At 65.0% G+C, this 22,607-nt stretch carries 23 protein-coding genes; 13 read left to right on the top strand and 10 right to left on the bottom strand.

The features are described from left to right. Positions 1–493 precede the first annotated feature (493 nt). Positions 494–1,114 carry a helix-turn-helix transcriptional regulator gene (locus DEM26_RS20680; RefSeq protein WP_233243105.1) on the top strand — a complete coding sequence of 207 codons (621 nt, stop codon included), beginning with the start codon at positions 494–496 and terminating at the stop codon, positions 1,112–1,114. After that, entirely contained in the window at positions 1,107–1,631 is a 525-nt protein-coding gene (locus tag DEM26_RS13945) for a hypothetical protein (RefSeq protein ID WP_233243104.1), read from the top strand. Before DEM26_RS20680 ends, DEM26_RS13945 begins: the two co-directional genes overlap by 8 nt. Positions 1,632–1,669: 38 nt before the next feature. Here the strand turns inward: DEM26_RS13945 and DEM26_RS13940 are convergent, their stop codons facing one another. The 3 genes from DEM26_RS13940 to DEM26_RS13930 form a co-directional block, all read right to left on the bottom strand. After that, positions 1,670–2,056 (bottom strand): hypothetical protein, encoded by a 387-nt coding sequence (locus DEM26_RS13940; protein WP_075775769.1) that lies wholly within the window; start codon positions 2,054–2,056, stop codon positions 1,670–1,672. Positions 2,057–2,064: 8 nt separating this feature from the next. Beyond that, positions 2,065–3,960, bottom strand: coding sequence for a PAS domain S-box protein (locus DEM26_RS13935; RefSeq protein WP_109172651.1), 1,896 nt, complete (start codon positions 3,958–3,960; stop codon positions 2,065–2,067). Positions 3,961–4,272: 312 nt separating this feature from the next. Beyond that, on the bottom strand, positions 4,273–5,337 hold the full coding sequence (locus DEM26_RS13930; protein ID WP_075775771.1) for a YeeE/YedE family protein: 1,065 nt from the start codon (positions 5,335–5,337) through the stop codon (positions 4,273–4,275). Between the two features lie 123 nt (positions 5,338–5,460). Between DEM26_RS13930 and DEM26_RS13925 the strand changes: the two genes are divergently transcribed. The 4 genes from DEM26_RS13925 (at position 5,461) to DEM26_RS13910 (ending at position 8,784) form a co-directional block, all read left to right on the top strand. After that, the gene (locus DEM26_RS13925; RefSeq protein ID WP_075775772.1) at positions 5,461–6,693 is read left to right on the top strand and encodes an MFS transporter; all 1,233 of its coding nucleotides are present in this window, start codon (positions 5,461–5,463) and stop codon (positions 6,691–6,693) included. Between the two features lie 57 nt (positions 6,694–6,750). Beyond that, complete coding sequence (gene msrA / locus DEM26_RS13920) at positions 6,751–7,395, top strand: peptide-methionine (S)-S-oxide reductase MsrA (protein WP_109172650.1); 645 nt, start codon at positions 6,751–6,753, stop codon at positions 7,393–7,395. A gap of 80 nt (positions 7,396–7,475) precedes the next feature. Then, positions 7,476–8,345 carry a 50S ribosomal protein L11 methyltransferase gene (locus tag DEM26_RS13915; RefSeq protein WP_088727846.1) on the top strand — a complete coding sequence of 290 codons (870 nt, stop codon included), beginning with the start codon at positions 7,476–7,478 and terminating at the stop codon, positions 8,343–8,345. Positions 8,346–8,436: 91 nt separating this feature from the next. Next, positions 8,437–8,784, top strand: a complete 348-nt coding sequence (locus tag DEM26_RS13910; protein ID WP_075775775.1) for a hypothetical protein — start codon at positions 8,437–8,439, stop codon at positions 8,782–8,784. A 78-nt stretch (positions 8,785–8,862) separates the two neighbouring features. Here the strand turns inward: DEM26_RS13910 and DEM26_RS13905 are convergent, their stop codons facing one another. Then, positions 8,863–9,048, bottom strand: coding sequence for a DUF1127 domain-containing protein (locus tag DEM26_RS13905; RefSeq protein WP_075775776.1), 186 nt, complete (start codon positions 9,046–9,048; stop codon positions 8,863–8,865). A gap of 215 nt (positions 9,049–9,263) precedes the next feature. On the opposite strand from DEM26_RS13905, the gene ruvC reads away from it, so the two are divergent. The 4 genes from ruvC (at position 9,264) to DEM26_RS13885 (ending at position 11,980) form a co-directional block, all read left to right on the top strand. Beyond that, entirely contained in the window at positions 9,264–9,797 is a 534-nt protein-coding gene (gene ruvC, locus DEM26_RS13900) for a crossover junction endodeoxyribonuclease RuvC (RefSeq protein ID WP_088720456.1), read from the top strand. Beyond that, the gene (gene ruvA / locus DEM26_RS13895) at positions 9,794–10,462 is read left to right on the top strand and encodes a Holliday junction branch migration protein RuvA (protein ID WP_075775778.1); all 669 of its coding nucleotides are present in this window, start codon (positions 9,794–9,796) and stop codon (positions 10,460–10,462) included. Before ruvC ends, ruvA begins: the two co-directional genes overlap by 4 nt. Before the next feature lie 83 nt (positions 10,463–10,545). Beyond that, positions 10,546–11,580, top strand: coding sequence for a Holliday junction branch migration DNA helicase RuvB (ruvB, locus tag DEM26_RS13890; protein ID WP_088720487.1), 1,035 nt, complete (start codon positions 10,546–10,548; stop codon positions 11,578–11,580). Continuing rightward, entirely contained in the window at positions 11,573–11,980 is a 408-nt protein-coding gene (locus tag DEM26_RS13885; protein ID WP_109172649.1) for a group III truncated hemoglobin, read from the top strand. Before ruvB ends, DEM26_RS13885 begins: the two co-directional genes overlap by 8 nt. 66 nt (positions 11,981–12,046) lie before the next feature. On the opposite strand, the gene DEM26_RS13880 is transcribed toward DEM26_RS13885, so the two are convergent. From DEM26_RS13880 to DEM26_RS13855, 6 genes are all read right to left on the bottom strand, one after another. Beyond that, complete coding sequence (locus DEM26_RS13880; protein WP_233243103.1) at positions 12,047–13,045, bottom strand: YcjF family protein; 999 nt, start codon at positions 13,043–13,045, stop codon at positions 12,047–12,049. Next, the gene (locus DEM26_RS13875) at positions 13,042–14,445 is read right to left on the bottom strand and encodes a YcjX family protein (protein WP_109172648.1); all 1,404 of its coding nucleotides are present in this window, start codon (positions 14,443–14,445) and stop codon (positions 13,042–13,044) included. The genes DEM26_RS13880 and DEM26_RS13875 overlap by 4 nt, the downstream gene beginning before the upstream one ends. A 112-nt stretch (positions 14,446–14,557) precedes the next feature. Continuing rightward, a complete protein-coding gene (locus DEM26_RS13870) occupies positions 14,558–16,036 on the bottom strand; it encodes an NAD-dependent succinate-semialdehyde dehydrogenase (RefSeq protein ID WP_088720453.1) in 1,479 nt (492 codons plus the stop codon). A 33-nt stretch (positions 16,037–16,069) separates the two neighbouring features. Next, complete coding sequence (locus tag DEM26_RS13865; RefSeq protein WP_109172647.1) at positions 16,070–17,080, bottom strand: P1 family peptidase; 1,011 nt, start codon at positions 17,078–17,080, stop codon at positions 16,070–16,072. Positions 17,081–17,143: 63 nt separating this feature from the next. After that, positions 17,144–17,884: an SDR family oxidoreductase gene (locus tag DEM26_RS13860; RefSeq protein ID WP_109172646.1), complete on the bottom strand. Its 741-nt coding sequence runs from the start codon at positions 17,882–17,884 to the stop codon at positions 17,144–17,146. A gap of 170 nt (positions 17,885–18,054) precedes the next feature. Beyond that, positions 18,055–19,500: an aldehyde dehydrogenase family protein gene (locus tag DEM26_RS13855; protein WP_109172645.1), complete on the bottom strand. Its 1,446-nt coding sequence runs from the start codon at positions 19,498–19,500 to the stop codon at positions 18,055–18,057. 198 nt (positions 19,501–19,698) lie between these two features. Here DEM26_RS13855 and DEM26_RS13850 point away from each other — a divergent pair, with 198 nt between their 5' ends. From DEM26_RS13850 to panC, 3 genes are all read left to right on the top strand, one after another. Beyond that, positions 19,699–20,631: a L,D-transpeptidase gene (locus DEM26_RS13850; protein ID WP_341865719.1), complete on the top strand. Its 933-nt coding sequence runs from the start codon at positions 19,699–19,701 to the stop codon at positions 20,629–20,631. Positions 20,632–20,825: 194 nt separating this feature from the next. Then, positions 20,826–21,650 (top strand): 3-methyl-2-oxobutanoate hydroxymethyltransferase, encoded by an 825-nt coding sequence (panB, locus tag DEM26_RS13845; protein ID WP_078602157.1) that lies wholly within the window; start codon positions 20,826–20,828, stop codon positions 21,648–21,650. After that, positions 21,647–22,486 (top strand): pantoate--beta-alanine ligase, encoded by an 840-nt coding sequence (gene panC, locus DEM26_RS13840; protein ID WP_109172644.1) that lies wholly within the window; start codon positions 21,647–21,649, stop codon positions 22,484–22,486. Before panB ends, panC begins: the two co-directional genes overlap by 4 nt. Positions 22,487–22,607 lie beyond the last annotated feature (121 nt).

The raw sequence follows: 22,607 nt of genomic DNA, 5'->3' as shown, positions 1-22,607 counted from the left end.
CGTTTTAACCAACTGAAAATCAGCCGTTTTCCGATGCGCTCCGCGCTGTGGCCTGCGGAATCCCGGACCATCGGAGAAATTTTCACGAAGTTGTCGCGAATGCCCAAAGCTGGACAAGGTGTAGTGGCGACTCGATCACGACCTACCATTTGTGACGCGTCCCAAGCGGCGTTGAGCGAAAAACCGTGATTCCGGACGCGATTCGCTTAGACTTACGTTGCGTAAGAGATTCCTTACCGTTGGGTAAACACTTCGGGTAACGCTGATCTCACTGGTCCGTGATATGGTGGATGCGGGCGATATGACGTGGGGTTAGTCGCCCGAACATTTGAGTTCAGGGTAGGACGAGGGGGCCACCATGAATGCGTTGCATAAGAGTGAACCTGCGGGGGCGCGCGTGATGCCGTCCTGCCGCAAACAAGACGCAGCGATCTGCTTTCTTGGCGCATCGCATGTTTTTTCCGATACCGTTTTGCGAACCGTAGATGCCGAAGTGACGCCGGCGACGTGCCTGCGTCTGAACGATTTCGAGACGCTGCTCGAGGAATTGCAGTCCGACGGACGGATCGATCATCGCGGCACGCTGTGTTCGCTGATCGTGGACGAGGATCACGCCGATGGTCTGGTCGCGCTCGCGGAACGTCGCGAGCCGTTCCTGTCGCGCGTGAAACTGATCATCGCGATCGAGGACGAGGCGTACGCGCAGGATCTGATGGCGCGCCACGGCTCTGCGATCCTGACGCATCACATCAGTCTGCTGCCGATGAACGTGAATCTGACGACTTGGCTTCTGATCCTGCGGATGATCGTCTCGGGGGGGCACTACATCCCGCCCGCGCTTCTGCACTGCCGTCCGTCAGAGCTGCCGATGCCGATGCTGAACGGCGCCACCGCGACGGAGTCTGCCAATGCAATCTGCCTGTCGGGGCTGACGCCGCGCGAAACCGAGGTTCTGGAGATGCTCGCCTCGGGCCAGCCGAACAAGATCATCGCGGGCAAGCTGAACCTGTCCGAACATACGGTTAAGCTGCACATCCACCGCATCATCGGGAAGCTCGGCGTCACCAACCGCACCGAGGCGGCGATCTGGTATCACCGTATCCGAGGTGCCTAAGGATCCGCCCGCGCCCGCGGAGGTGCGCCCGCCGGATTTCGATCGGTTCCTGATGCTGATCGGACGCATCAATTATGCCTGGACCAATACCGAGAGCCTGTTGATCCATCTGATCGCCGGGCTCGCCGGGACCGACAAGAGCGTCGCGACGATCATCCATCTGACATTGAACACCACGCGTGCGCGGCTCGATCTCGTGGATCGGCTGGCCAAGCGCGACGACTGTCCCTGCGCGCCGCGGGCCTGCGAACGGGTGCTGGCGGTGTCGGCACGGATGAAGAAAGTGTCGGGGCTGCGCAATCACTTCAACCATTGCCTCTACGCTTTCGACGAGGGCGGAGGTCCGGTGCGCGCGATCCAGATGCGTATCGCGGATCGCAAGACCAGTCTGCGGATTGGAGAGGAAAGCGTTCTGGACAGCGCGACGCTTACCGAACTGGAAGCCGCTCTTGCCGAAATGCAAGCAATCAATGCCGAGATCTGGGCGATCGCCAAGGAATACAAAATGCCGCTTTGAGGCGGGCAGGGGAGGTCGGAACTGCGCGACAGCCAACCTCAGTTGCGCAGCTGGCGTCCCAACGCCTCGGCCAGTTCCCACGGGTTCGTCGGCTTCGAGAAGACCGGGATTTCCGGCATGATCGATTGGAAGGCAAGCGGCAGCTGCTCGGCCGTGTTCACCACCAAGGGCACTTCGCGCTTCCACAGCTCGACGATCAGGGCTTCCGCCGATCCGTCCAGCAGGTTCATGTCGAGGATCGCGCCATCTACGGAGACCGAGTCATCCGTAAGCGCCGCACGCGCACGTGCCAGGGTCGCGAACGGTCCCGCAACCTGACCGCCTGCTTCCTCGACCGAGAAGGCGATGTCATAGGCGATGAATAATTCATCTTCGACGACGAGGACATTGCTGCCCTCGAGGCAAGAAATACTGCTCTGTAGCATGGGCTATACTACCCTTTTATCAGGTCCATTGGCACGGTCATGCGAGCTTGGAACCCGTCGGGAACCCATTCGGTTCCATAGGTTCCCCGCAATTGGCCCTGAATCGTCAGGTCTATCAAGCGCGACCCGAAGCCGCTGTTGCTTGGTGGCATCAGTTTCCCGGGGTGGCCGCTTTCCCGCCAATCAAGCTCGAGCTGGCCGGAGATCTCGCGCCACGTCAGCTCCAGACGCCCCGCATCGTGCGAAAGTGCGCCGTATTTCACAGCGTTAGTGGCCAGTTCGTGGATTACCAGCGCGAGGTTGGTGGACCCCGCATGGTTCAGCGCGAGGGCGGGACCGCCGAGGGTCAGCCGTGGATCGTCGAGATTGGTGTAGGGCGAAAGCACGCCCAGCAACAATTCGCGCAGTTCGACCATGCCGCGGAAATCGCGCTCGGGTGTGGCGGTCGGATTGATCAGCTCATGGGCGCGGGCGAGCGCGCCGATCCGTTCGCGCAGGCCCCGCGCCATCTCGTCCGGCGTCGTCGCGTGGCGGGCGGTCATGCCGACCAGCCCCGACATCATCGCGAAGGCGTTCTTGACCCGGTGATTGAGCTCGCGCGTCAGCGTGTCGCGTGCCTGCGCGAGCTGGCGCTCCTCTGTCACGTCGCGCAGATAGGCGAGGATCGCGCCGCTCTCGGGATAGATGCGAGCTTCCAGAATGCGCCCGTCGCGCCCGATCTGATCGGCGACGGTCGGCGTGCCTGTGCGCCGGGCTTCTGCCAGCGCCTCCGCCAGTTTGCTCTCGCGCAGATGCGGCACGGTTTCCCAGAGCGATCGCCCGATCGCCTGCGACTCGGTAGCGGCCCCGACAGCGGCACGGATGCGTGCGCGCATGACAGAATTGGCGAAGCGGATATTGTCGTCGCGGTCGATCTCGATGATCGCGTCGGAGGTGATTTCGTGGAAATTCGCGAGACGCCGGTCAATGTCGGCCGCACGTTCGCGCGCCTCGTTCAGTTCGGAAATGTCGAGCGCGGTTGCCACGGCCACCGGCGGATCGCTCTCGATCGGTTGCGCCGAGATCAGCAGGTTGCTTTCGCTTCCGTCGCGGCGCACGCAGCGCAGCTCCATATGGTTGATCTTTTCGCCGTGGCGTGCGGCGCGCACGATCGGAAATTCGCTGAGGCTGAGCTTGCGGCCTTCCGGCGTATAAGCGTCGAAGGCGAGCTGCTTGCCCACCTCGCCGTTCTTCACGCCGAACATCTCGATCGCGGTCGCGTTCAGATCGAGGAGCCGCCCGGTGCCCAGCTCGGCCACGCCCACGCCGACCGGCATCTGATCGAGAATGGCGCGGTAGCGGTTTTCTTCGCGGTGGGCGACGTTGATCTGGTGGCGTAGCCGGATTTCCGCCTCGACGCCCGCGGCGATGTCGGACAGAGCTTCGTACTCTTCCTCGGTCCATTGCCGCGCCTCGCGGTCGATCAGGCAGAACGCGCCGAGCGGTTGCCCCTCGATCGTGCGCAACGGCACACCGAGATAGGCGATCACGCCCAGATCGCGCACCGCGCCATTCTCGCCCAGCACCGCATCCTCGCGCGCGTCGGACACACGCAGCGGCGCATCGGTTTCCACGACATAGCGGCAAAAGGAATGGGTGAGCGGCGTCTCCGATGGAGAATGGTCGTCGAAGCGATCCAGCCCGCTTTGCGCCACGAAGACCTGACGGTTCTCGTCGACCATCGAAACCAGCGAGATAGGCACGCCGGTCACCCGCGTCGCGAGACGCGTCGCACGCGCGAAGATGTCTGCGGGAGCGCTCTCCAGCAGTCCGGTCTCGCGTAATGCCCGAAGGCGCGCCGGATCGGTGAGTCGGGACCGGGGCGCGGGGTCGGATGAGGGTGAGGGCGGTGCAGTGGTTTTCATGCGCAGGCTTTCATATTCCACCTATGCTCAGATAAATCCGTTGCGCCCAGTGTCATAAGACATGACAGCGATCACGATTTTCCCCGAAAGCGATTTTTTGCAAGGTATTTCGTACGGCAGCTGTGGTGCTTGCTAAATGCAGCGCCGAGAACTGGCGTTTCGCGAGTTCCACGGCGGTTCTTCCCTGAAATATCTAACGCTTTTTTACGGGTGCCGTAAGGTGAGGATTCGCGCAGCTTCGCGCTTCGGCAGGAAGGCGCGTAGGCGCCCCGAGACTCTCGGGACGCGCTATTCGCAAGCGCAAGAGCGCGCTTAGCAGGCTGTGGCAGGTGTCATGCTGCGCTGGTCCAGAAGGAAGTCGGTCACCATCGCACCGATCCACATGCAGAACAGCGCCAGCCACGCGGTGCCCGCGAGAACCGAGGTGCCCGTCACCCCGTTGCCGATGGCGCAACCGCCGGCGAGCATCGCGCCAAAGCCCATGAAGACAGCCCCGATCATCGAGCGCCGCATCACCGGCACCGAGTCGAAGCCCTGCCATGCGAATTGGCGCGAGAGGAGCGAGCTCAGGAACGCCCCGAGCACCACGCCCGGCACGAGGCCGACGTCGAATTCCAGCACCGAATGGCGGTCGAGGAAGAACATCAGCGTATTGGCCGAGGGGCCCGAGAAGGTGACGGAATTGACCGGCACCGGATCGAATGCGACCTGGCTCAGCATGAAGGTCAGCACCCAGCCCACCGCGACCGCGAAGCCGACGCCGGAGGCGAAGATCCACGTCTTCACACCAATCTCGTTGCGCTTGGCCAGATACATGCCTGCGATGGCGAAAACGATGCCGACGGCGAGCCCGGTCCAGTCCGGCAGATGCAGCGCGTCGAGGATATTCACGTTCTGCGCCCCGGTAATCCAGAGGCCGGCGAGTCTATCGCGCAGCGGTGCGAGGATGCCCTTGAGGCTCATCGTGGCGGTTACGGCGAAGATCAGCCCCGAGACGACCGAGCGCAGGTTGCCCGTCGCCGCGAGCACGAGAAGCCGCCCCGAACATCCGCGCGACAGCACCATGCCGACGCCGAAAATGAGGCCGCCGATGATCGCGCCCGACCATGAGCCCGGCACCGACATCATCCGGCTGTCGGCCTGCCGGAACAGGTCGAGCAACTGCGCGCTCTGCACCCAGACCAGCGCGGTCGAGAAGGTCAGAAACCAGACCGCGACCTTGCCGCCCAGCTTGCCCCGCGCGAATTCCACGGTCGCAGCCCGCAGGCAGAAGTTCGATTTCTGCGCGGCCACGCCGAAGATGAGCCCGGTGATGACCCCGAAAAGCGCCGCCGTGGGGCCTTCGCCGATCCGCTCGATGAGTGCGATGATGTCCATAGTCAGATCTCCCGTTCGCGCACGGGTTTTGCCAGAAACCGCAGAAACGCACATTGATCTGAGTCAGGTCGCACCTTTTGCAGACTTGCCGTGGACGCTGCCGTCGCGTCTAAGGAAAGCATGATGAAGTTCCGTTCCGTCCCGCTCGACGAAGCCCACGAGCTGCCCCGCTGGCGCAGACCCGAAGCGCTGCTTTACGTCATGGCCGCTGCCATGCCGATCTCCTTCGCCACCTGGTCGGCGCTCCTGAACAACTTCGTCATCGACGTGGTGAATTTCGACGGCGTCGATATCGGCTGGCTGCAAAGCTTCCGCGAAGTGCCGGGGTTCCTCGCGATCGGGGTGATCGTCGTGCTCTGGGTAATGCGCGAGCAGACGCTGGCCATCCTGTCGCTGCTGCTTCTGGGCGGGGCGACGGCGGTGACCGCCCTTTTCCCGAGCTTCGCCGGGCTCATCATCGTGACGCTGCTCTCGTCGATCGGGTTTCACTATTTCCAGACGGTGAACCAGTCGCTGCAATTGCAGTGGATCGACAAGGCAAAGGCGCCACAGACGCTGGGGCGGATCGTGGCCATCGGCTCAGGCGCGTCGCTCGCCGCCTATGCGGTGCTGGTGCTGACATGGAAGACCTTCAATCTCAGCTACGAGTTCGTCTACGCCACCGCCGGGATCGCGACGATGGTGATGATGGCGGCCGCCGCGCTGATTTATCCGCAGTTCCACACCCGCGAGCCGCAATCGAAGAAATTCGTGCTGCGTCGCCGCTACTGGCTCTATTACGCGATCACGTTCATGGCGGGTGCGCGTCGGCAGATCTTCGTGGTCTTCGCCGCCTTCATGATGGTCGAGCGCTTCGGGCTGCGGGTGGACGAGATCACCGCGCTCTTCCTGATCAATTTCGCGGTCAACATGGCCGCCGCGCCGGCGATGGGCCGCTTCGTGCATCGCTTCGGCGAGCGCCGCGCGCTGATCTTCGAATATGTCGGGCTGACACTGCTGTTTCTTTCTTATGGCGGGATCTACTGGTTCGGCTGGGGCATCTGGCTCGCCTGCGCGCTCTATGTCGTCGATCATCTGCTGTTCGCGTTGGCCTTCGCGCAGAAGACCTATTTTCAGAAGATCTGCGACCCCGAGGATATCGCGCCCACCGCCGCCGTCGCCTTCACGATCAACCATATCGCCGCCGTCTTCCTGCCGGTGACGCTGGGCTATCTCTGGATGGTCTCGCCCGGCGCGGTTTTCGGGCTGGCGGCCTCGATGGCGGTGATCTCGCTGGGACTCGCGCTGCTGGTGCCGCGTCACCCCTCGAAAGGCTACGAGACCGTGCTGCAGGGGCTTGGCCCGGTTCCGGCGTGAACTGGAAATTTCGTCGATCCGCGCCTATCTGAGAGGGGCGCGAAAGGGAGACTCACAATGCTGTTCGGAAAACCCGCCACCATTCCCACCAAGGCCGAGGCCCTGCCGGGCCGCGACGAGGCGATGCCTCTGGCAGAGCCGCATTTCCTCTGGGGGCGCGACCTGCGCTCCCCCGTGCCCGAAGGCATGGAAGAGGCGATGTTCGGCATGGGCTGCTTCTGGGGCGTCGAACGTATCTTCTGGAACACCGACGGCGTCTGGCTGACCATGGTCGGTTACGCGGGCGGGCCGACGCCCAACCCGACCTATCGCGAGGTCTGCACCGGCATGACCGGCCATAACGAGGTGGTCCGCGTGATCTACGATCCGGCCAAGGTCAGTTACGACGATCTGCTCCGCATCTTCTGGGAAAACCACGATCCGACCCAGGGCATGCGTCAGGGCAATGATCGCGGCACCCAGTATCGCTCGGGCATTTACACCTATACCGCCGCGCAGAAAGAGGCGGCCGAAGCCTCGCGCGACGCATATGCAGAGCGCCTGAGTGCGGCGGGCTACGGAACTATCACCACCGAGATCATGGACGCGCCGCCCTTCTACTATGCCGAAGATTATCACCAGCAATATCTGGAGAAGAACCCCGGCGGCTATTGCGGCATCGGGGGGACCGGCGTGACCTGCCCGATCGGGCTGAACGCGTGATCCGATGGGCGCGCGGGCCGCTTGACGGTTCGCGCCCGCGGCCCTAAGCCCGGGCGCAACCATCCCGAGGAGCGCGCCCCATGACCACCTTCACCGCCTTTACCACGCTGGCCGATCGCGAGGCCGCCGAGGCGCTGTCCGAACGTCTCGAAGAGCTCGATCCCGGCCCCTATGGCACGGGCGTGTTCGAAATCGAGGACGGGTCGGGCCGCTATGAGGTCTCGGGCTATTTCCTCGAGGCACCTGACGACGTGGCGCTCGACCTGCTGGCGATCTCGCACGGGGCGCAGCCTTTCGTCGTTTCGGAAATCCCTGAGACCGATTGGGTCGCCCATGTGCGCCGCGAACTGGCCCCGGTCCGCGCGGGCCGTTTCTTCCTCTACGGCAGCCATGACGAGGACAAGATCCCGGCCGATGCGATTGCGCTGCGGATCGACGCGGCGATGGCCTTCGGGACGGGCCATCACGGGACCACCTCGGGCTGCCTGACGGCGCTCGACGATCTGGCGAACGAGGGTCACACCTTCCACAACGTCGCCGATATAGGCTGCGGCACCGCCGTTCTGGCGATGGCAGCGGCGAAGCTCTGGCCCGAACCGGTTCTGGCCTCCGATATCGATCCAGTCGCGGTGGAAACGGCAGCGGCGAATGTCGCGGTGAACGATCTTGAGGGCCGCGTGATCTGCATCGAAGCTGCGGGCTTCGGCGACGCGCGTCTGAAAGAGGCCGCCCCCTTCGATCTGATCTTTGCCAATATCCTGAAAGGCCCGCTCGTCGCGCTTGCCCCCGAAATGGGCCGCAACTGCGCCGAATCGGGCTTTGTGATCCTCAGCGGGATTCTCAACGAACAGGCCGATGAAGTCGTCGCCGCCTATCAGGCGCAGGGCTTTGTTTCCCATTCGCGTAAGGAATTCGGCGAATGGACGACATTGGTCATGCAGCGCGCCTAATCCGCCACAAATCCGCTCTGATTGTCATAAGGATTGCTTTACCCTGTCTTGAGAAATTGCCTTCGGGGCATCGCAGTCAACGGGGTTTGCCATGCGCGATCCACAAATAGAGTCCTTTGAAAAGCGGCTGCATCGGATCGACCAGATTCATCAGGCTGGCGGCGCATTCGAGGCGTCCGGTGCCTTGGGCCGCAGCTATTTCGACTCCATGCGTCCCAAGGTGCGGCGCCATTTTCCGTTGCGCGGTGTGGCGCTGATCTTCGCCGGTATTCTGCTGGTGAAGGGCGCCATGCTCGCCCAGGTTGGGCAGGCTAGCTACGAGGCGCGTGTCGCAAGCCTCGCGGGTGGTTCGCAATTCGAACGGGTGGGGGCCTGGATCATGCATGCCGATCCGATTACCCGCAAAATCGCCGGCTGGCTCGCACCGTTCATCGGCTAGGTACCCAAGCCTGTATCCCAAAAAGAAAGGGCTGCGCCGTTGCCGGGGCAGCCCTTTTCGCATGACCTTTCGGTCGACTTAGCGCAGACGCGCCACGTCGAGCCGGGTCAGGCCGATATCGTCCAGCGCGCGGTCGCTGAGCTTCATCAGAGCCTTGCGGGTGACGCGTGCGTCGTTCCAGTCGTGCAGGGCGGCGATCAGCGAGGTGATGACGCTCGGTCGGGCGCTGCGGCTCATGCGGGTGTTGATATCCATCGAAGCCATGGGGAGGATCCTTCGTTCACAAACTGCTCAAGTTTCGGGCATTCCATCTTCTGAGGCGCAGATAAGACTGGCAGAGCGCGAAAACAATCTCAGTTTTGGCAGCCCCGCCATGCAGGAATCGCATGTGATAGAAGGCCTGTTTCTGCATCGCCTCTGGCCGATGTTCCCTTTTCGTGCTAGTTCTTGCGAAACAACACGAGAACGAGGCAGGGCAGATGCGGGTGATCGGGATCGATCCGGGGTTGCGCAATCTCGGATGGGGCGTGATCGAGATGGACGGATCGCGGCTCAGGCACGTCGCGAACGGTATTCTCCACTCCGAAGGTAAGGATTTGGCAAAGCGCCTGCTGGTGCTGCACGAAGGGCTGAGCGCGGTCATCGCGACTCACGCGCCCGAGGCCGCGGCGGTGGAGCAGACCTTCGTCAACAAGGACGCCGTTGCGACGCTGAAACTGGGGCAGGCGCGCGGCATCGCGCTTCTGGCGCCGGCGCAGGCGGGGCTCGAGGTCGGCGAATACGCCCCGAACGCGATCAAGAAAACCGTCGTCGGCGTCGGTCATGCCGACAAGACGCAGGTGCAGCACATGGTGCGCCACCAACTGCCCGGCGTGCAGTTCGAAGGCCCGGATGCCGCCGATGCGCTCGCCATCGCGATCTGCCACGCCTTCCACCTGCAATCGGCGGCCCGGATGAACGCGGCGCAGCTCTCCCGCGAGGCCCTCGGCACGACGCAACGGAGGCGCGCATGATCGGTCGCATCGCAGGCGTCATCATCCACCGCGCGCTCGACCACGTCATGATCGACGTGCGCGGGGTGGGCTATGTCGTCCATGTCAGCCAGCGCACTGCACAATCTCTGCCGCCCGTAGGCCAGGCCTGCGCGCTCTATACCGACCTTCTGGTGCGCGAAGACCTTTTGCAACTCTTCGGCTTCCCGACGCTGCTGGAGAAGGAATGGCACCGGCTGCTGACCTCGGTACAGGGGATCGGTGCGAAAGCCTCGCTCGCGATCCTCGGCACGCTCGGCGCGGAAGGGCTGGGCCGGGCGATCGCGCTGGGCGACTGGTCAGCGGTGAAATCGGCCCCCGGCGTGGGTCCGAAACTCGCGCAACGTGTGGTGCTGGAACTGAAAGAGAAAGCACCTTCCGTCATGGCAATGGGCGCGGAATTGACCGTCGACGCCTCTCCCGAGGTGATCGAGGATGCGCCCGCGAAAAAGCCCGCGAAGAAAGCCGCGCCCGCCGCCACGCCGAAGGTGAACTTCACCGCCGAGGCGATCTCTGCGCTCACCAATTTGGGCTACGCGCCTTCCGATGCTGCTGGTGCCGTGGCGCAGGCCAATGACGATCCGGAGGTCACCGATACCGCCAAGCTGATCCGCGCGGCGCTTCGGCTCCTGGCCCCGAAGGATTGATCTTCTTCTTGATCTAAATATCCCGGGGTGCGGGGCAGGGCCCCGCTTGCTCCCCTCCGCCAAAGGCGCGACAGTAGATGACGATGAGCGAACCCGATCCCACGTTGCGGCCCGACCGCTTGCCCGAAGACGCCGACCGCGCTCTGCGGCCTCAGGCGCTGGAAGAATTCACCGGTCAGGCCGAGGCCCGCGCCAATCTGCGGGTCTTCATCGAGAGCGCGAAGATGCGCAGCCAGGCGATGGATCACACGCTGTTCCACGGCCCGCCCGGTCTGGGCAAGACGACGCTCGCGCAGATCATGGCGCGCGAGCTGGGCGTGAATTTCAAGATGACCTCGGGGCCGGTTCTGGCCAAGGCGGGTGATCTTGCTGCGATCCTGACCAATCTCGAAGCGCGCGACGTGCTGTTCATCGACGAGATTCACAGGATGAATCCGGCGGTCGAGGAAGTGCTCTATCCCGCGATGGAGGATTTCGAGCTTGACCTCGTGATCGGGGAAGGCCCCGCCGCGCGCACTGTGCGTATCGAATTGCAGCCCTTCACGCTGGTCGGCGCGACGACGCGGCTTGGTTTGCTGACGACGCCGCTGCGCGACCGTTTCGGCATCCCGACCCGACTGCAATTCTACACCGAGGACGAGCTGGACCTGATCGTGACGCGCGGGTCACGGCTTCTGGGTATCCCGTCGGATCCGGAAGGCACCCGCGAGATTGCCAAGCGCGCCCGGGGTACCCCGCGCATCGCCGGCCGCCTGCTGCGCCGAGTCGTCGATTTCGCGCTGGTCGAAGGCGACGGGCGGCTGACCCGCGAAATCGCGGACCGGGCGTTGACGCGGCTGGGCGTCGACAATCTCGGTCTCGACGGCGCGGACCGGCGCTACATGATGCTGATGGCAGATCATTACGGCGGCGGCCCGGTGGGGGTGGAGACGCTCTCGGCCGCGCTCTCGGAAAGTCGCGACGCGATCGAGGAAGTCATCGAACCTTACCTGCTGCAACAGGGCCTGATCAGCCGCACCCCGCGCGGGCGGATGCTGGGCGCGCGGGCGTGGCGGCATCTGGGGCTGGAAGCTCCGAAACCGGCAACCCCGCAGACGGACCTGTTCGGCGATGGCTAATCCCCTGGCACGTTTCGAGATCACCGAGGCCGAGATCGACCGCGTCGTCGGGCGCTTCTACGAGCGCGTCCGGGAACATGCGATGCTGGGCCCGGTCTTTGCGGTGCATGTCACCGACTGGCCGACACATGAGGACAAGGTCGCACGGTTCTGGAAGAACGCGATCCTTCGCAAACCGGTCTATGACGGCTCGCCCATGCAGGTCCACCGGGCGGCGGGCAACGTGCGCCCGGGCATGTTTTCGACCTGGCTTGCAGAATTCGACAAGGTGCTGCGCGAGGAGCTCTCGCCTGAACAGGCGAAAGGTTGGTCAGCGCTCGCCCATCGCATTGGCATGAGCCTGCGTCAGGGCGTGGTCGAACGCGAGACGCTTCCAGGCGGTATTCCGAAACTGAAATGACGGTGGGGGCTCTGCCCCCGCTGGCACCGCCAGCCCCCCGGGATATTTAAGCCAAGAAGAAGAGGATCAGTCCTCTTTTTTCCCGAACACGCCCGTCAGCGACCGCCCGATCAGGTTGGTTACGCGAGGCTTTTGAAGTTTGCGGAAGGGCATCGGGCGGCAGACTTCGAGCGCGGCGATGCCGACTCGGGCGGTGAGCGCGCCGTTGATCACGCCTTCGCCGAAGCGGCGCGAAAGTTTCGAGACCAGATGACCGCCAGTGACGGTCTCGATCAGGTCGTCACCCGCCGCTACCGCGCCGGTCGCGACGAGATGGGTCATCACCGTCCGCGCCAGCCGCACCGAGCCGAGCGTGCCCGAGCGCCCGCCATAGATTTCCGCGATGCGCCGGATCATCCGCAGGTTTGCGGTAAGCGCGGTGAACACATCGGCCAGCGCAAGCGGCACGACGGCGGTCACCGTGGCGACGGTGCGCGACGCGGCCTCGATCTCCAGCCGGGCCGCGGCGTCGAGCGGTCCCATCAGCTCGGTCTCTGCCAGCCCCATCAGCGTGTCGGTGTCGAGCACTTCGCCCGTTTGCTCGGCCAGTCGTTTGCGCGCCCAATCCATTTCGGGCCGCGCGGCATAGAGGCCGGAGACATGGGCCGTCACCTTGCGGGCGCGGCTTAGGTCGTCGGCGCTCAACGCTTCCGAGACTTCCTTGTGGACCTTGTCGAGCCGCGCCAGCCGCGAGAAGGCGGCGATTTCGCGCGCCGTGATCAGCAGCGCGCCAAGCGCGAAGGCCGCTACCAGCGCGGTGCCAATCCAGCCGAGGATCGGATGGGTGGCGAACAGCCCGTCGATGAAGCGCCAGAGCGCGACGGAAATCAGGAAACCGACCAGCGCCACTGTCGCGCGCCAGAAGAACCGCACGATGGGCGAGGCGCGGCGTGCCCCCAGTCGGGTCGCGATCTGCATGGCGCGGCCTTCCAGCCGTTCCTCGGTCGCGCTCGGCATATCCTCGATCGGCGCGGCCTCGGCGGGCGAGGGCGCGTCCTCGATCTCGATCATCACCGGTTTTTTCATAGCTTGTCCCCGATCAGGAAATCGGCCGCGCGGTCGAGCCGGATATGCGGCGGGCCTTCGCCGGGCCTCAGGATCACCGGGGCCGGGGCGAAGTTCATGATCGAATAGTCTTCGTCAAGCCATGCGCTGGCCCCTTGGGCGGCGGGCGAGAGAAGCTGCGCCGGGTCGGCGGGCAATTCGCCGGGATAGAGCGCGACCGATTTACCGCTCTCCAAGCGGCCGCGCACGGCCTGCAACTCCGCCCCGTCATGCGAGAGGGTTTCTTCCGTAGTGCTGCGCAGGGCCGCGATCGACAGGGCCAGCGTCTTAGCGCCCGCGAAATCGGCACGGTCCTTGGCTTCGCGCAGCAGCGCGCCGGTGATCGCGGTCAGGCGGGCGTGTTGGGTGTGATGCAGGTGATCGGCCTTGGTGGCGGCGAAGAGGATTTTCTCCACCCGTTTGCCGCCGATCAGCGAGGTCAGCCAGCTCGCGCGGCCCGGGCGGAAGGCCGCCAGGATATCCGCCATCGCCTGCCGCAGATCGTCGAGCGCGGCGGGCCCTGAATGGATCGCGCCCAGTACGTCGACCAGCACCACTTGGCGGTCGATCTTGGCGAAATGGTCGCGGAAGAAGGGGCGGACCACTTCGCGCTTATAGGCGTCGTAGCGCCGCTCCATCTCTCGCCGGAGCGAGCCGCGTGGGGCGTCGCCCGCGGGCAGCGGCGCGAAGGTCAGCGCGGGCGATCCGGCCATCTCTCCGGGCAGCAGGAAGCGCCCCGGCGTGCAATCGGAGAACCCCGCATCGCGCGCCGCGACCAGATACCGGGTGAAGCCCGCCGCCAGCGCCTTGGCCTGCGGCTCGGTGAACTCCGCCGTGCCATCCGTCGCTTCGGACTGCGCCAGATACTCTGCGCCTTGCGGACGGTTCGGCAGACGCGCCAGCGCCTCGGCCGACCACTCGGCATAGCTCTTTTCCATCAACCCGAGATCGAGCAGCCATTCGCCAGGATAATCCACGATGTCGAGATGCACGACGCGCGGCCCGCGCACCGCGCCCAGCATCCCGCGCGGCTGGATGCGGAAGGACAGGCGCAGCTCCGAGACCGCGCGCGTGCCGTCCGGCCAATGCGGTGACGGGCCGGTCAGCGCGGCAAGGTGGCTCTCGTAGTCGAAGCGCGGCACGGTGTCGTCCGGCTGCGGCTGCAGATAGGCAGCGGTGATGTCGGAGGCGGACCCCAGCGCAGGCATCCGCCCCCGGTCCAGCAGGTTCGCGACCAGCGAAGTGATGAACACGGTCTTGCCCGCGCGCGACAGACCCGTCACGCCGAGCCGGATCACCGGTTCGAACAGCGCTTCCGAGACCGATTGGCCCATGCCTTCGATCCCGCGCGTGATGCCGTCCGCAATGTCGGAAATGCCCAAAGCCTGCCCCTCGTCCTCGTTCACGAACAAGATAAGCAGCGGTGAGTATTAATGAAAGAGAGGGCGGACACGCGGCCCGCCCTCCGAAGATTTCCTCTGCCGCTCGCCGGTCTCAGACCGCGAGGCAGATATATTTCATCTCGAGATAGTCCTCGACGCCGTGATGCGACCCCTCGCGGCCCAGACCGGATTGCTTCACGCCGCCGAAGGGCGCGACTTCGGTCGAGATCAGGCCGGTGTTCACGCCGACGATCCCGTATTCCAGACCCTCCTGCACGCGGGTGATGCGGCCCACGTCGCGGGCGTAGAAATAGCTCGCGAGGCCGAAGATCGTGTCATTGGCCTTGGCGATCGCCTCCTGCTCGGTCTCGAACTTGAAGAGCGGGGCGACCGGGCCGAAGGTTTCCTCATGCGATACCTTGGCCTCCTGCGTGACCCCGGTCAGCACGGTCGGCTGGAAGAAGGTACCGCCCATCTCGTGCCGCGCGCCGCCGGTGACGATCGAGCCGCCGTGGTCGAGCACGTCCTGAATGTGCTCCTGCACCTTCTTGACCGCGTCCTCGTTGATCAGCGGACCGGCCTCTACGCCTTCCTTCAGACCATCGCCCACCTTGAGCTTCTCGACCGCCTTGGCCAGCTTCTCGGCGAAAGCGTCATAGACCCCGGACTGGACGTAGATGCGGTTGGCGCAGACGCAGGTCTGACCGTTGTTGCGGAATTTCGACGCCATCGCGCCTTCGACCGCCGCATCGAGATCTGCGTCGTCGAACACGATGAAGGGCGCGTTGCCGCCCAGCTCCATCGAGCATTTCATCACCTGATCCGCCGCTTGACGCAGCAGGATACGGCCCACCTCGGTCGAGCCGGTGAAGGTCAGCTTGCGCACGGTGTGGTTCTCGCAGAATTCCTTGCCGATATCGGAGGCTTTCGCGGAGGTGATGACCGAGAGGATCCCTTTGGGCAGGCCCGCCCGTTCACCCAGTACCGCCATCGCCAGCGCCGAGAGCGGCGTCTCCGAGGCCGGGCGGCAGACGAAGCCGCAGCCCACGGCAAGCGCCGGGCCCGCCTTGCGCGCGATCATCGCGTTGGGAAAGTTCCACGGCGTGATCGAGGCGGCGACCCCGATCGGCTGCTTGATCACGGTGATCCGCTTGTCGCGCTGATGGCCCGGAATCGTCTCGCCGTAGACGCGCTTGGCCTCTTCGCCGAACCACTCGATGAAGCCTGCGCCATAGGCGATCTCGCCCTTCGCCTCGGCCAGCGGCTTGCCCATCTCGGCGGTCAGGATCGCGCCGAGATCGTCCTGGTTCTCCATCATCAGGTCGTACCATTTGCGCATGATCTGCGCGCGTTCCTTGCCGGTGCGCGCCGCCCAGTCCTTCATCGCCTCGTCGGCGGCAGCGATGGCGCGCGCGGTTTCGGCGCGGCCCAGATCGGGCACGGTGCAGATCACGTCGCCGCGCGCCGGGTTGGTCACCTCGAAGGTGGTGCCGTCATCGGCATCGACCCATTCGCCCGCGACGAGGGCCTTGGTCACCAGAAGCGAGGGATCCTTGAGGATGGATTTGAGGTCGGTCTTGTCGTCGAGCATGATGTCCTCCGAAGGGCTGGATGGGTCGTCCGGTCAATGCGCCGGGGTGTGGGATGTTCCGTAACGGCTGCGCCAGCAGGGCTGCAGATCGCCGGGGTGTTCTTTGGCCTCATAGATGGCGCGGGCGATGGCCCGGGCAAGCACGCAAGACGCCGCATGGCCAAGCTGGAACGGGTCGCGGACCGGGTCGTGCAGGGGCTTCTCGCCGGTCGCGGCGGCGAAGATCAGATCGCCGTCCATCGGCGTGTGCGAGGGCACGATGGCCCGCGCCATGCCGTCATGGGCCGCGGTGGCCATGCGCTGCGCCTGCGCTTGGCTGAGGGCTCCATCGGTCGCGACGATGGCGATGGTGGTGGCCTCGCCCTGGCGTTTCGTCGGTTCGGGCTCGGTGGCGGGATCGTGCCGGGGCGCTGGACCGAGCCCGCCGAATTCGCCCGCGATTTCCCAAGGCGCGGCCCAGAAATGCGGCCCCTCGCCGACGGTCGCCGAGCCGAGCGCATTGACTGCTACGAGTGCCCCCACCGTGAAGCCGCTCTCCAGCACGGCCGAGGCAGAGCCAAGTCCGCCCTTCACCGTGCCGGTCATCGCCCCGAAGCCCGCCCCGGCGCTGCCGATCTCGAACCGCTCAGAAGCCGCCTGGAGCGCCGCGCGCCCGAGCCCGGGATAGGGCGTGTCGACCCAACTCTTGTCGCCACCATTGAGCAGATCGAACAGGATCGCGCCGGGCACGATCGGAACGCGCTGATCGCCCACCGCGAAACCGCGGCCTTGCGCGCGCAGCCCCGCTATCACCCCATCGCAGGCACCAAGCCCGAAGGCCGAACCGCCCGAGAGCACAAGCGCATCGACCTCCTGCACCAGCTTGTCCGGCGCAAGAAGATCGGTCTCCCGCGTCCCGGGGGCGCCGCCCATCACCTGCACCGCCGCCGTGAAGGGGCGCTCGCCGACCAGAACGCTCACACCCGAGCGCAGGCCCGCATCTTCGGCATTGCCCACGCGCAGCCCGGCGATATCGGTGATCAGATTGTTCGGCCCTGCCTTCATCTTCCTCTTGGTCCAAATATCCTGGGGTTTTGGGGGCAACGCCCCCAAGTCAAACCGCTGTTCTCAGATACAGCGCCCGCCATCCACTTCCAGCGCAACGCCGGTGATCATGCTCGCCTCGTCCGAGCACAGGAACAGCGCTGCATTCGCCATATCTTCGGGGGTCGAAAACCGCCCGAGCGGGATGGTGGAGAGAAACTTCGCACGGATCTCCGGTGTGTCCTCACCCATGAAGCTCTTCAGGAGCGGGGTCTCTCCGGCGACCGGGTTGATCGCGTTGACCCGCACGCCGGACGGCGCCAGCTCGACCGCCATCGCGCGGGTGACTGTGATCATCCAGCCCTTCGAGGCGTTGTACCAACTCAGATTGGGCCGCGGACTGACGCCGGCGGTGGAGGCCACGTTCAGGATCGCGCCCGCGCCGCGCGCCTTCATCTCCGGCACGATATGGCGCGCCGTCAGGTAGACCGATTTCGCGTTCACCCTCAGGATGCGATCGAATTCCTCCTCGCTCACGTCCTCCATCGGCTTCGGCAGATGAGTGGTCCCGGCGTTGTTCACCAGAATGTCGATCTGACCGAAGGCCTCGCGTGCGGCCTCCGCCATGGCAGCAACATCCGCATCGCGGCTGACATCCACGGTGCAGGCCACGCCGCCGGTTTCGTCCGCAATGGCCTGTGCGGCCTCCGCGTTGAGATCCGCGACCAGTACACGCGCGCCCTCGGCGGCGAAGCGGCGCGCGATCCCCGCCCCGAAGCCCGAGCCCGCGCCGGTGACGATCGCGCTTTTGCCTTCCAGTCTCATCTCTCCTCCTCCTCGGGGCCTACTGTTGTCGCAGGACACATCGGGTGCAAGGGGGCTCTGCCCCGGTTCCGGCCCTTCGCTTGCGCTTCGGGCGTTCGTCGGGGCGTCCTTCCACCGGAAAGCCGCTGATCCCGCCTCACCCCCGGGGTATTTCCGCCAAGCCGAAACCCTCAGCCATGCCAGGCGGCGACGGTTTTCAGGACGGAGAAGCCATAGAGCGCCTCGAACCCTTTCTCGCGCCCGTGCCCGGATTTACCGATGCCGCCGAAGGGAAGCTCCACCCCGCCGCCCGCGCCGTAATTGTTCAGGAAGACCTGCCCCGCGCGGAGCCGCCGAGCGAGCCGCATCGTCCGCCCGCCATTCTCCGACCAGACCGAGGCGACGAGCCCGTATTCTGTGCCGTTCGCGATGGCGACGGCCTCTTCCTCGTCCTCGAAGGGGATGACGATCTGCGCCGGGCCGAAGATTTCCTCCTGCGCAAGCCGATGTGCGCCGTGGCCGCCACCGATCAGGGTCGGCGCGACGTAATGGCCGCCTGCGGGGACGTCCTCGGCGATCCGGCCTCGGGCCGCGATGGTGAGGTCGGACGCGAGCGCCAGATAACCCTCGACGATCTCTTTCTGCCGCCCTGAGATCAGCGGGCCGAGGTCGTGATCGCCAAGCGCGGGGCCCGCGACGAGGCTTCGATAGCGTGCGGCCATCATTTCCAGAACCTCGTCGTAGCGGCTGCGCTGTACGAGGATGCGCGACGAGGGCGAGCAGGTCTGGCCCGCGTTCTGGATGCCCGCATTCACGAGGAAGGGCAGCGCGCGGTCGAGATCGGCATCGGCGAAGACGAGCTGCGGGGATTTGCCACCGAGCTCCAGCGTGACGGGCACGACATTGGTGGCCGCCGCAGCTTGGATGCGCTGGCCCACCGCGACCGATCCGGTGAAGGAGATGTGGTCGATCCCCGGATGGGCCGAGAGCGCGGCGCCGGCTTCTTCGCCCAGACCGGGCACGATATTGAGCGCCCCGGCTGGCATTCCGGCTTCTTGCGCGATCCGTCCGAAGGCCAGCGCGGTGAGCGAGGCTTCCTCGGCGGGTTTCACGACCGCCGCGTTGCCCATCGCCAGCGCGGCCCCGACCGAGCGGCCGATGATCTGCATCGGGTAGTTCCACGGCACGATATGCGCAGTCACGCCGTGCGGCTCGCGCAGCGTGTAGGCGGTGTAGCCGTTGAGATAGGGGATCGTCTCGCCCATCACCTTGTCGGCGGCGCCGCCGTAGAATTCGAGATAGCGCGCGAGCGCCGCCACATCGGCCCGTGCCTGCGTCAGTGGTTTGCCGACATCGAGCGCCTCGATCACCGCGAGATCCTCGGCATGGGCCAGCACGAGCCCCGACATCTTCAGCAGGAGCCGCCCGCGTTCCGCCGCGCTCAACTGCCCCCATTCGCCCGCAAGCGTGGCCTGCGCGGCCTCGACCGCCGCGTCGATCTCCTCCGAGCCGCCGCGGGCGATCTGCGCGATTTCGCGCCCATCGGACGGGCATTCCACTTGCAGGCGCGCATTGGTCTTGTGCCAGACGCCTCCGATCAGTATCTCCTCGGGATCGAACCAAAGCGGCAAACTCATGCGCGGCACCTCCTCTTGTCACGCGATTTCGCAGCACGCTCCGCTTGCACGCGCGGAAAATCAAGGGGGCAGGAATCTGCCGGAGTCGCCCTGATCACATTCATGTGAGTGTGAGTGGAGGGAACTTTCCCCTATCTAGCCCCTTGAATGACGGAACCGGGCAGAAGGCCCACCGGAAAAGAGACAGGAATATTGCAAGTGACCGCGAGTTATTCGACGCTCAAACGCGCGATCCGACCGGCCATGCTCTTCGGGCTGGCTGGCATCTTGGCTGCCTGCGCGAGTGCGCCGGAACAGCGCTACGCGCAACCGACCCAGTCGACGAAGGCCGTGCCCTCGGAATATCAGGCGCGCGAAGATGACGGGAAAACCATCCCGGCGATCAACCCGAAGTATTTGGTTGAGCGCAACCGCCGTCAGATCGTGCCCTATCACGGGCCCGAGGCCGTCGGGACGATCGTCGTCGATCCTTATGCGCGCTTCCTCTACTACATCACCGAGCCGGGCAAGGCAGAGCGCTACGGCATCGCCGTGGGCCGCGATGGCAAGACTTTCTCGGGCAGCGCCACGATCGAGCGCAAGCAGGAATATCCGAGCTGGACGCCGACCCAGAACATGATCCAGGAAGATCCCGACCTCTACGGGCCGCTGAAGGATGGTCTGCCGGGCGGTTTGGACAACCCGCTGGGGGCGCGCGCGCTTTATCTTTACCAGGGCAACCGCGATACCTATTACCGGATTCACGGCACGATGGACCCGTCCTCGATCGGTCGTGCGACGTCGGCCGGCTGTATCCGCCTCTTCAACCAGGACATCATCGACCTGTTCTCGAAAGTGCCGAAGGGCACGCCGGTGAAGGTTCGCAGCCGCGCCGAAAGCCTCGAGATGGAAGGGCCCGTGGTGCAGCTGCATTCGGGCTACGTGGTCTCCGCCTATAATCAGGTGGCGATCAACGAAGACGAGGCCGCGTGGAAAGCGGGCCGGATTCCCGATCAGAAGAAAGTCGAAGAGGAACAGCATCAGGCTTCGGTCGCGATGGCCCAAGAGGTCGGCGGCTCGGGCGAGAATGCCAACTCCACTGTCGATTGCGGCTATTCCGGCACCGGCACCTGTGTCGATAGCAACAACTGATCGAACCGATCTTGGACAAGAAATTTGCGGCGCGTGGGGCAACCTCGCGCCGTTTTTCATGGGGGCTCGGTCTTTTCGCGAGCGGGGCAAAATCATGCGCGACGCGCCCGATGTCGCAGCGTTTGCGCGTTCACGTCTTTCCTTGCGGGCCGGGTGACGCTAGGACTCGCGCGCAAGCAGATCAGGAGGATGCCATGAGCGTCACCGGAACCACGCGGCAGAAGATGCCCGCAGATATTCTCGCGATGAAGGGCGGCGCGCCGATCGTTTGCCTGACCGCCTACACCACGCCGATTGCGAAGCTGGTCGACAGCCATTGCGATCTCGTGCTGGTCGGCGACTCGGTGGGCATGGTGCTCCACGGACTGCCTTCGACGCTGGGCGTCACCATGGAAATGATGATCCTCCACGGCAAGGCCGTGGCGCGCGGTCTGTCTAACGCGCTGATGGTGATCGACATGCCCTTCGGCTCCTACGAGGAAAGCCCGGCGCAGGCGTTCCGCAACGCGTCGCGGCTGATGGCCGAGACCGGCGCGGGGGCGGTGAAGCTCGAAGGCGGCGCGCATATGGCCGAGACCATCGCTTTCCTGACCGCGCGCGGTATCCCGGTGCAGGCCCATATCGGGCTGACCCCGCAATCGGTGAACACGCTGGGTGGCTACAAGGTGCAGGGCCGCGGCGACAGCCGGGCGCGTCTGGTCAAGGATGCGAAAGCCGTGGCCGAAGCGGGGGCATTCTCGGTGGTGCTGGAAAAAGTGCCGCAGGGGCTGGCCGATGAGATCACCGCGATGGTCGCTATCCCCACCGTCGGCATCGGCGCGGGTGCCGGCTGCGACGGGCAGGTGCTGGTGGTCGATGACATGCTGGGCCTCTTCACCGATTTCAAACCGAAATTCGTCAAGCGTTTCGGCCAGCTCGGTCAGGAAGCCGAAGCCGCCGTCGCCGATTACGCAGCCGAAGTACGTGATCGCAGCTTCCCGGCAGCCGAGCACAGCTTCGCCGATGAGGTGAAAAAATGACGCAGGTGATCCGCAAGGCCGCTGAACTGCGCGACAAGGTGGCGGCGTGGAAACGCTCGGGGATGCTGGTCGGCGTGGTGCCGACGATGGGCGCGCTGCATGACGGCCACCTCAGCCTCGCCCGCGCCGCGCGCAAGCAATCGGACCGCGTGATCGTGACGGTCTTCGTGAACCCGATGCAGTTCAACAATGCCTCGGATCTCGACAAATACCCGCGCGACGAGGCACAGGATCTGGCGCTTCTGGAAACGGAAGGGGTCGACGTGCTCTTCGCGCCCGGTGTGGACGAGGTCTATCCCGACGGGTTCTCTACCACCGTGTCCGTGTCGGGTATCTCCGAGCCGCTCGAGGGCGCCTTCCGGCCGGGCCATTTCGATGGCGTGGCGACGGTCTGCTCGAAGCTCTTCGGCATGACGCAGGCGGGGCGCGCATTCTTCGGCGAGAAGGATTGGCAGCAATTGCAGGTGGTCCAGCAGCTTACCCGCGATCTCAACATGCCGATCCGCATCATCGGCTGCCCGACCATCCGCGAAGAGGACGGTCTGGCAATGTCCTCGCGCAATGTGCGGCTGACCGCTCGGGAGCGAGCACTGGCGCCGCGTCTGCATAAGGTGATGCAGGAGGCGGCCGCGAAGATCCGCGACGGCGTGCCGGTCGAAGGCGCGCTCAACGATGCGAAAGCCGAGTTGAAGGAAGCGGGCTTTGGGGAACTCGATTACCTCGAGCTGCGCACGGTCGACGGGCTGAAGCCCGCGGCGGATCTGTCGCAACCGACGCGGATGCTGGCCGCGATCTGGCTCGGCGATGTGCGTCTGATCGACAATATCGCGGTCTGATATCTCGAGGGGGCGCCGCCCCCGCGACGACGTCGCCCCCCCGGGATACTTGGACAAGCCCGAAGGCCGGGTGATCCTGCTTCGCCTTGGTTGAAATATCCCGGGGTGAGGCGCGGCACGC

The sequence above is a fragment of the Thioclava sp. NG1 genome, assembly GCF_003122275.1.
Taxonomy (GTDB): Bacteria; Pseudomonadota; Alphaproteobacteria; order Rhodobacterales; family Rhodobacteraceae; genus Thioclava; species Thioclava nitratireducens.
The sequence above is the reverse complement of the archived record's forward strand: the minus strand, read 5'-3'. Positions and strand labels throughout refer to the sequence as shown.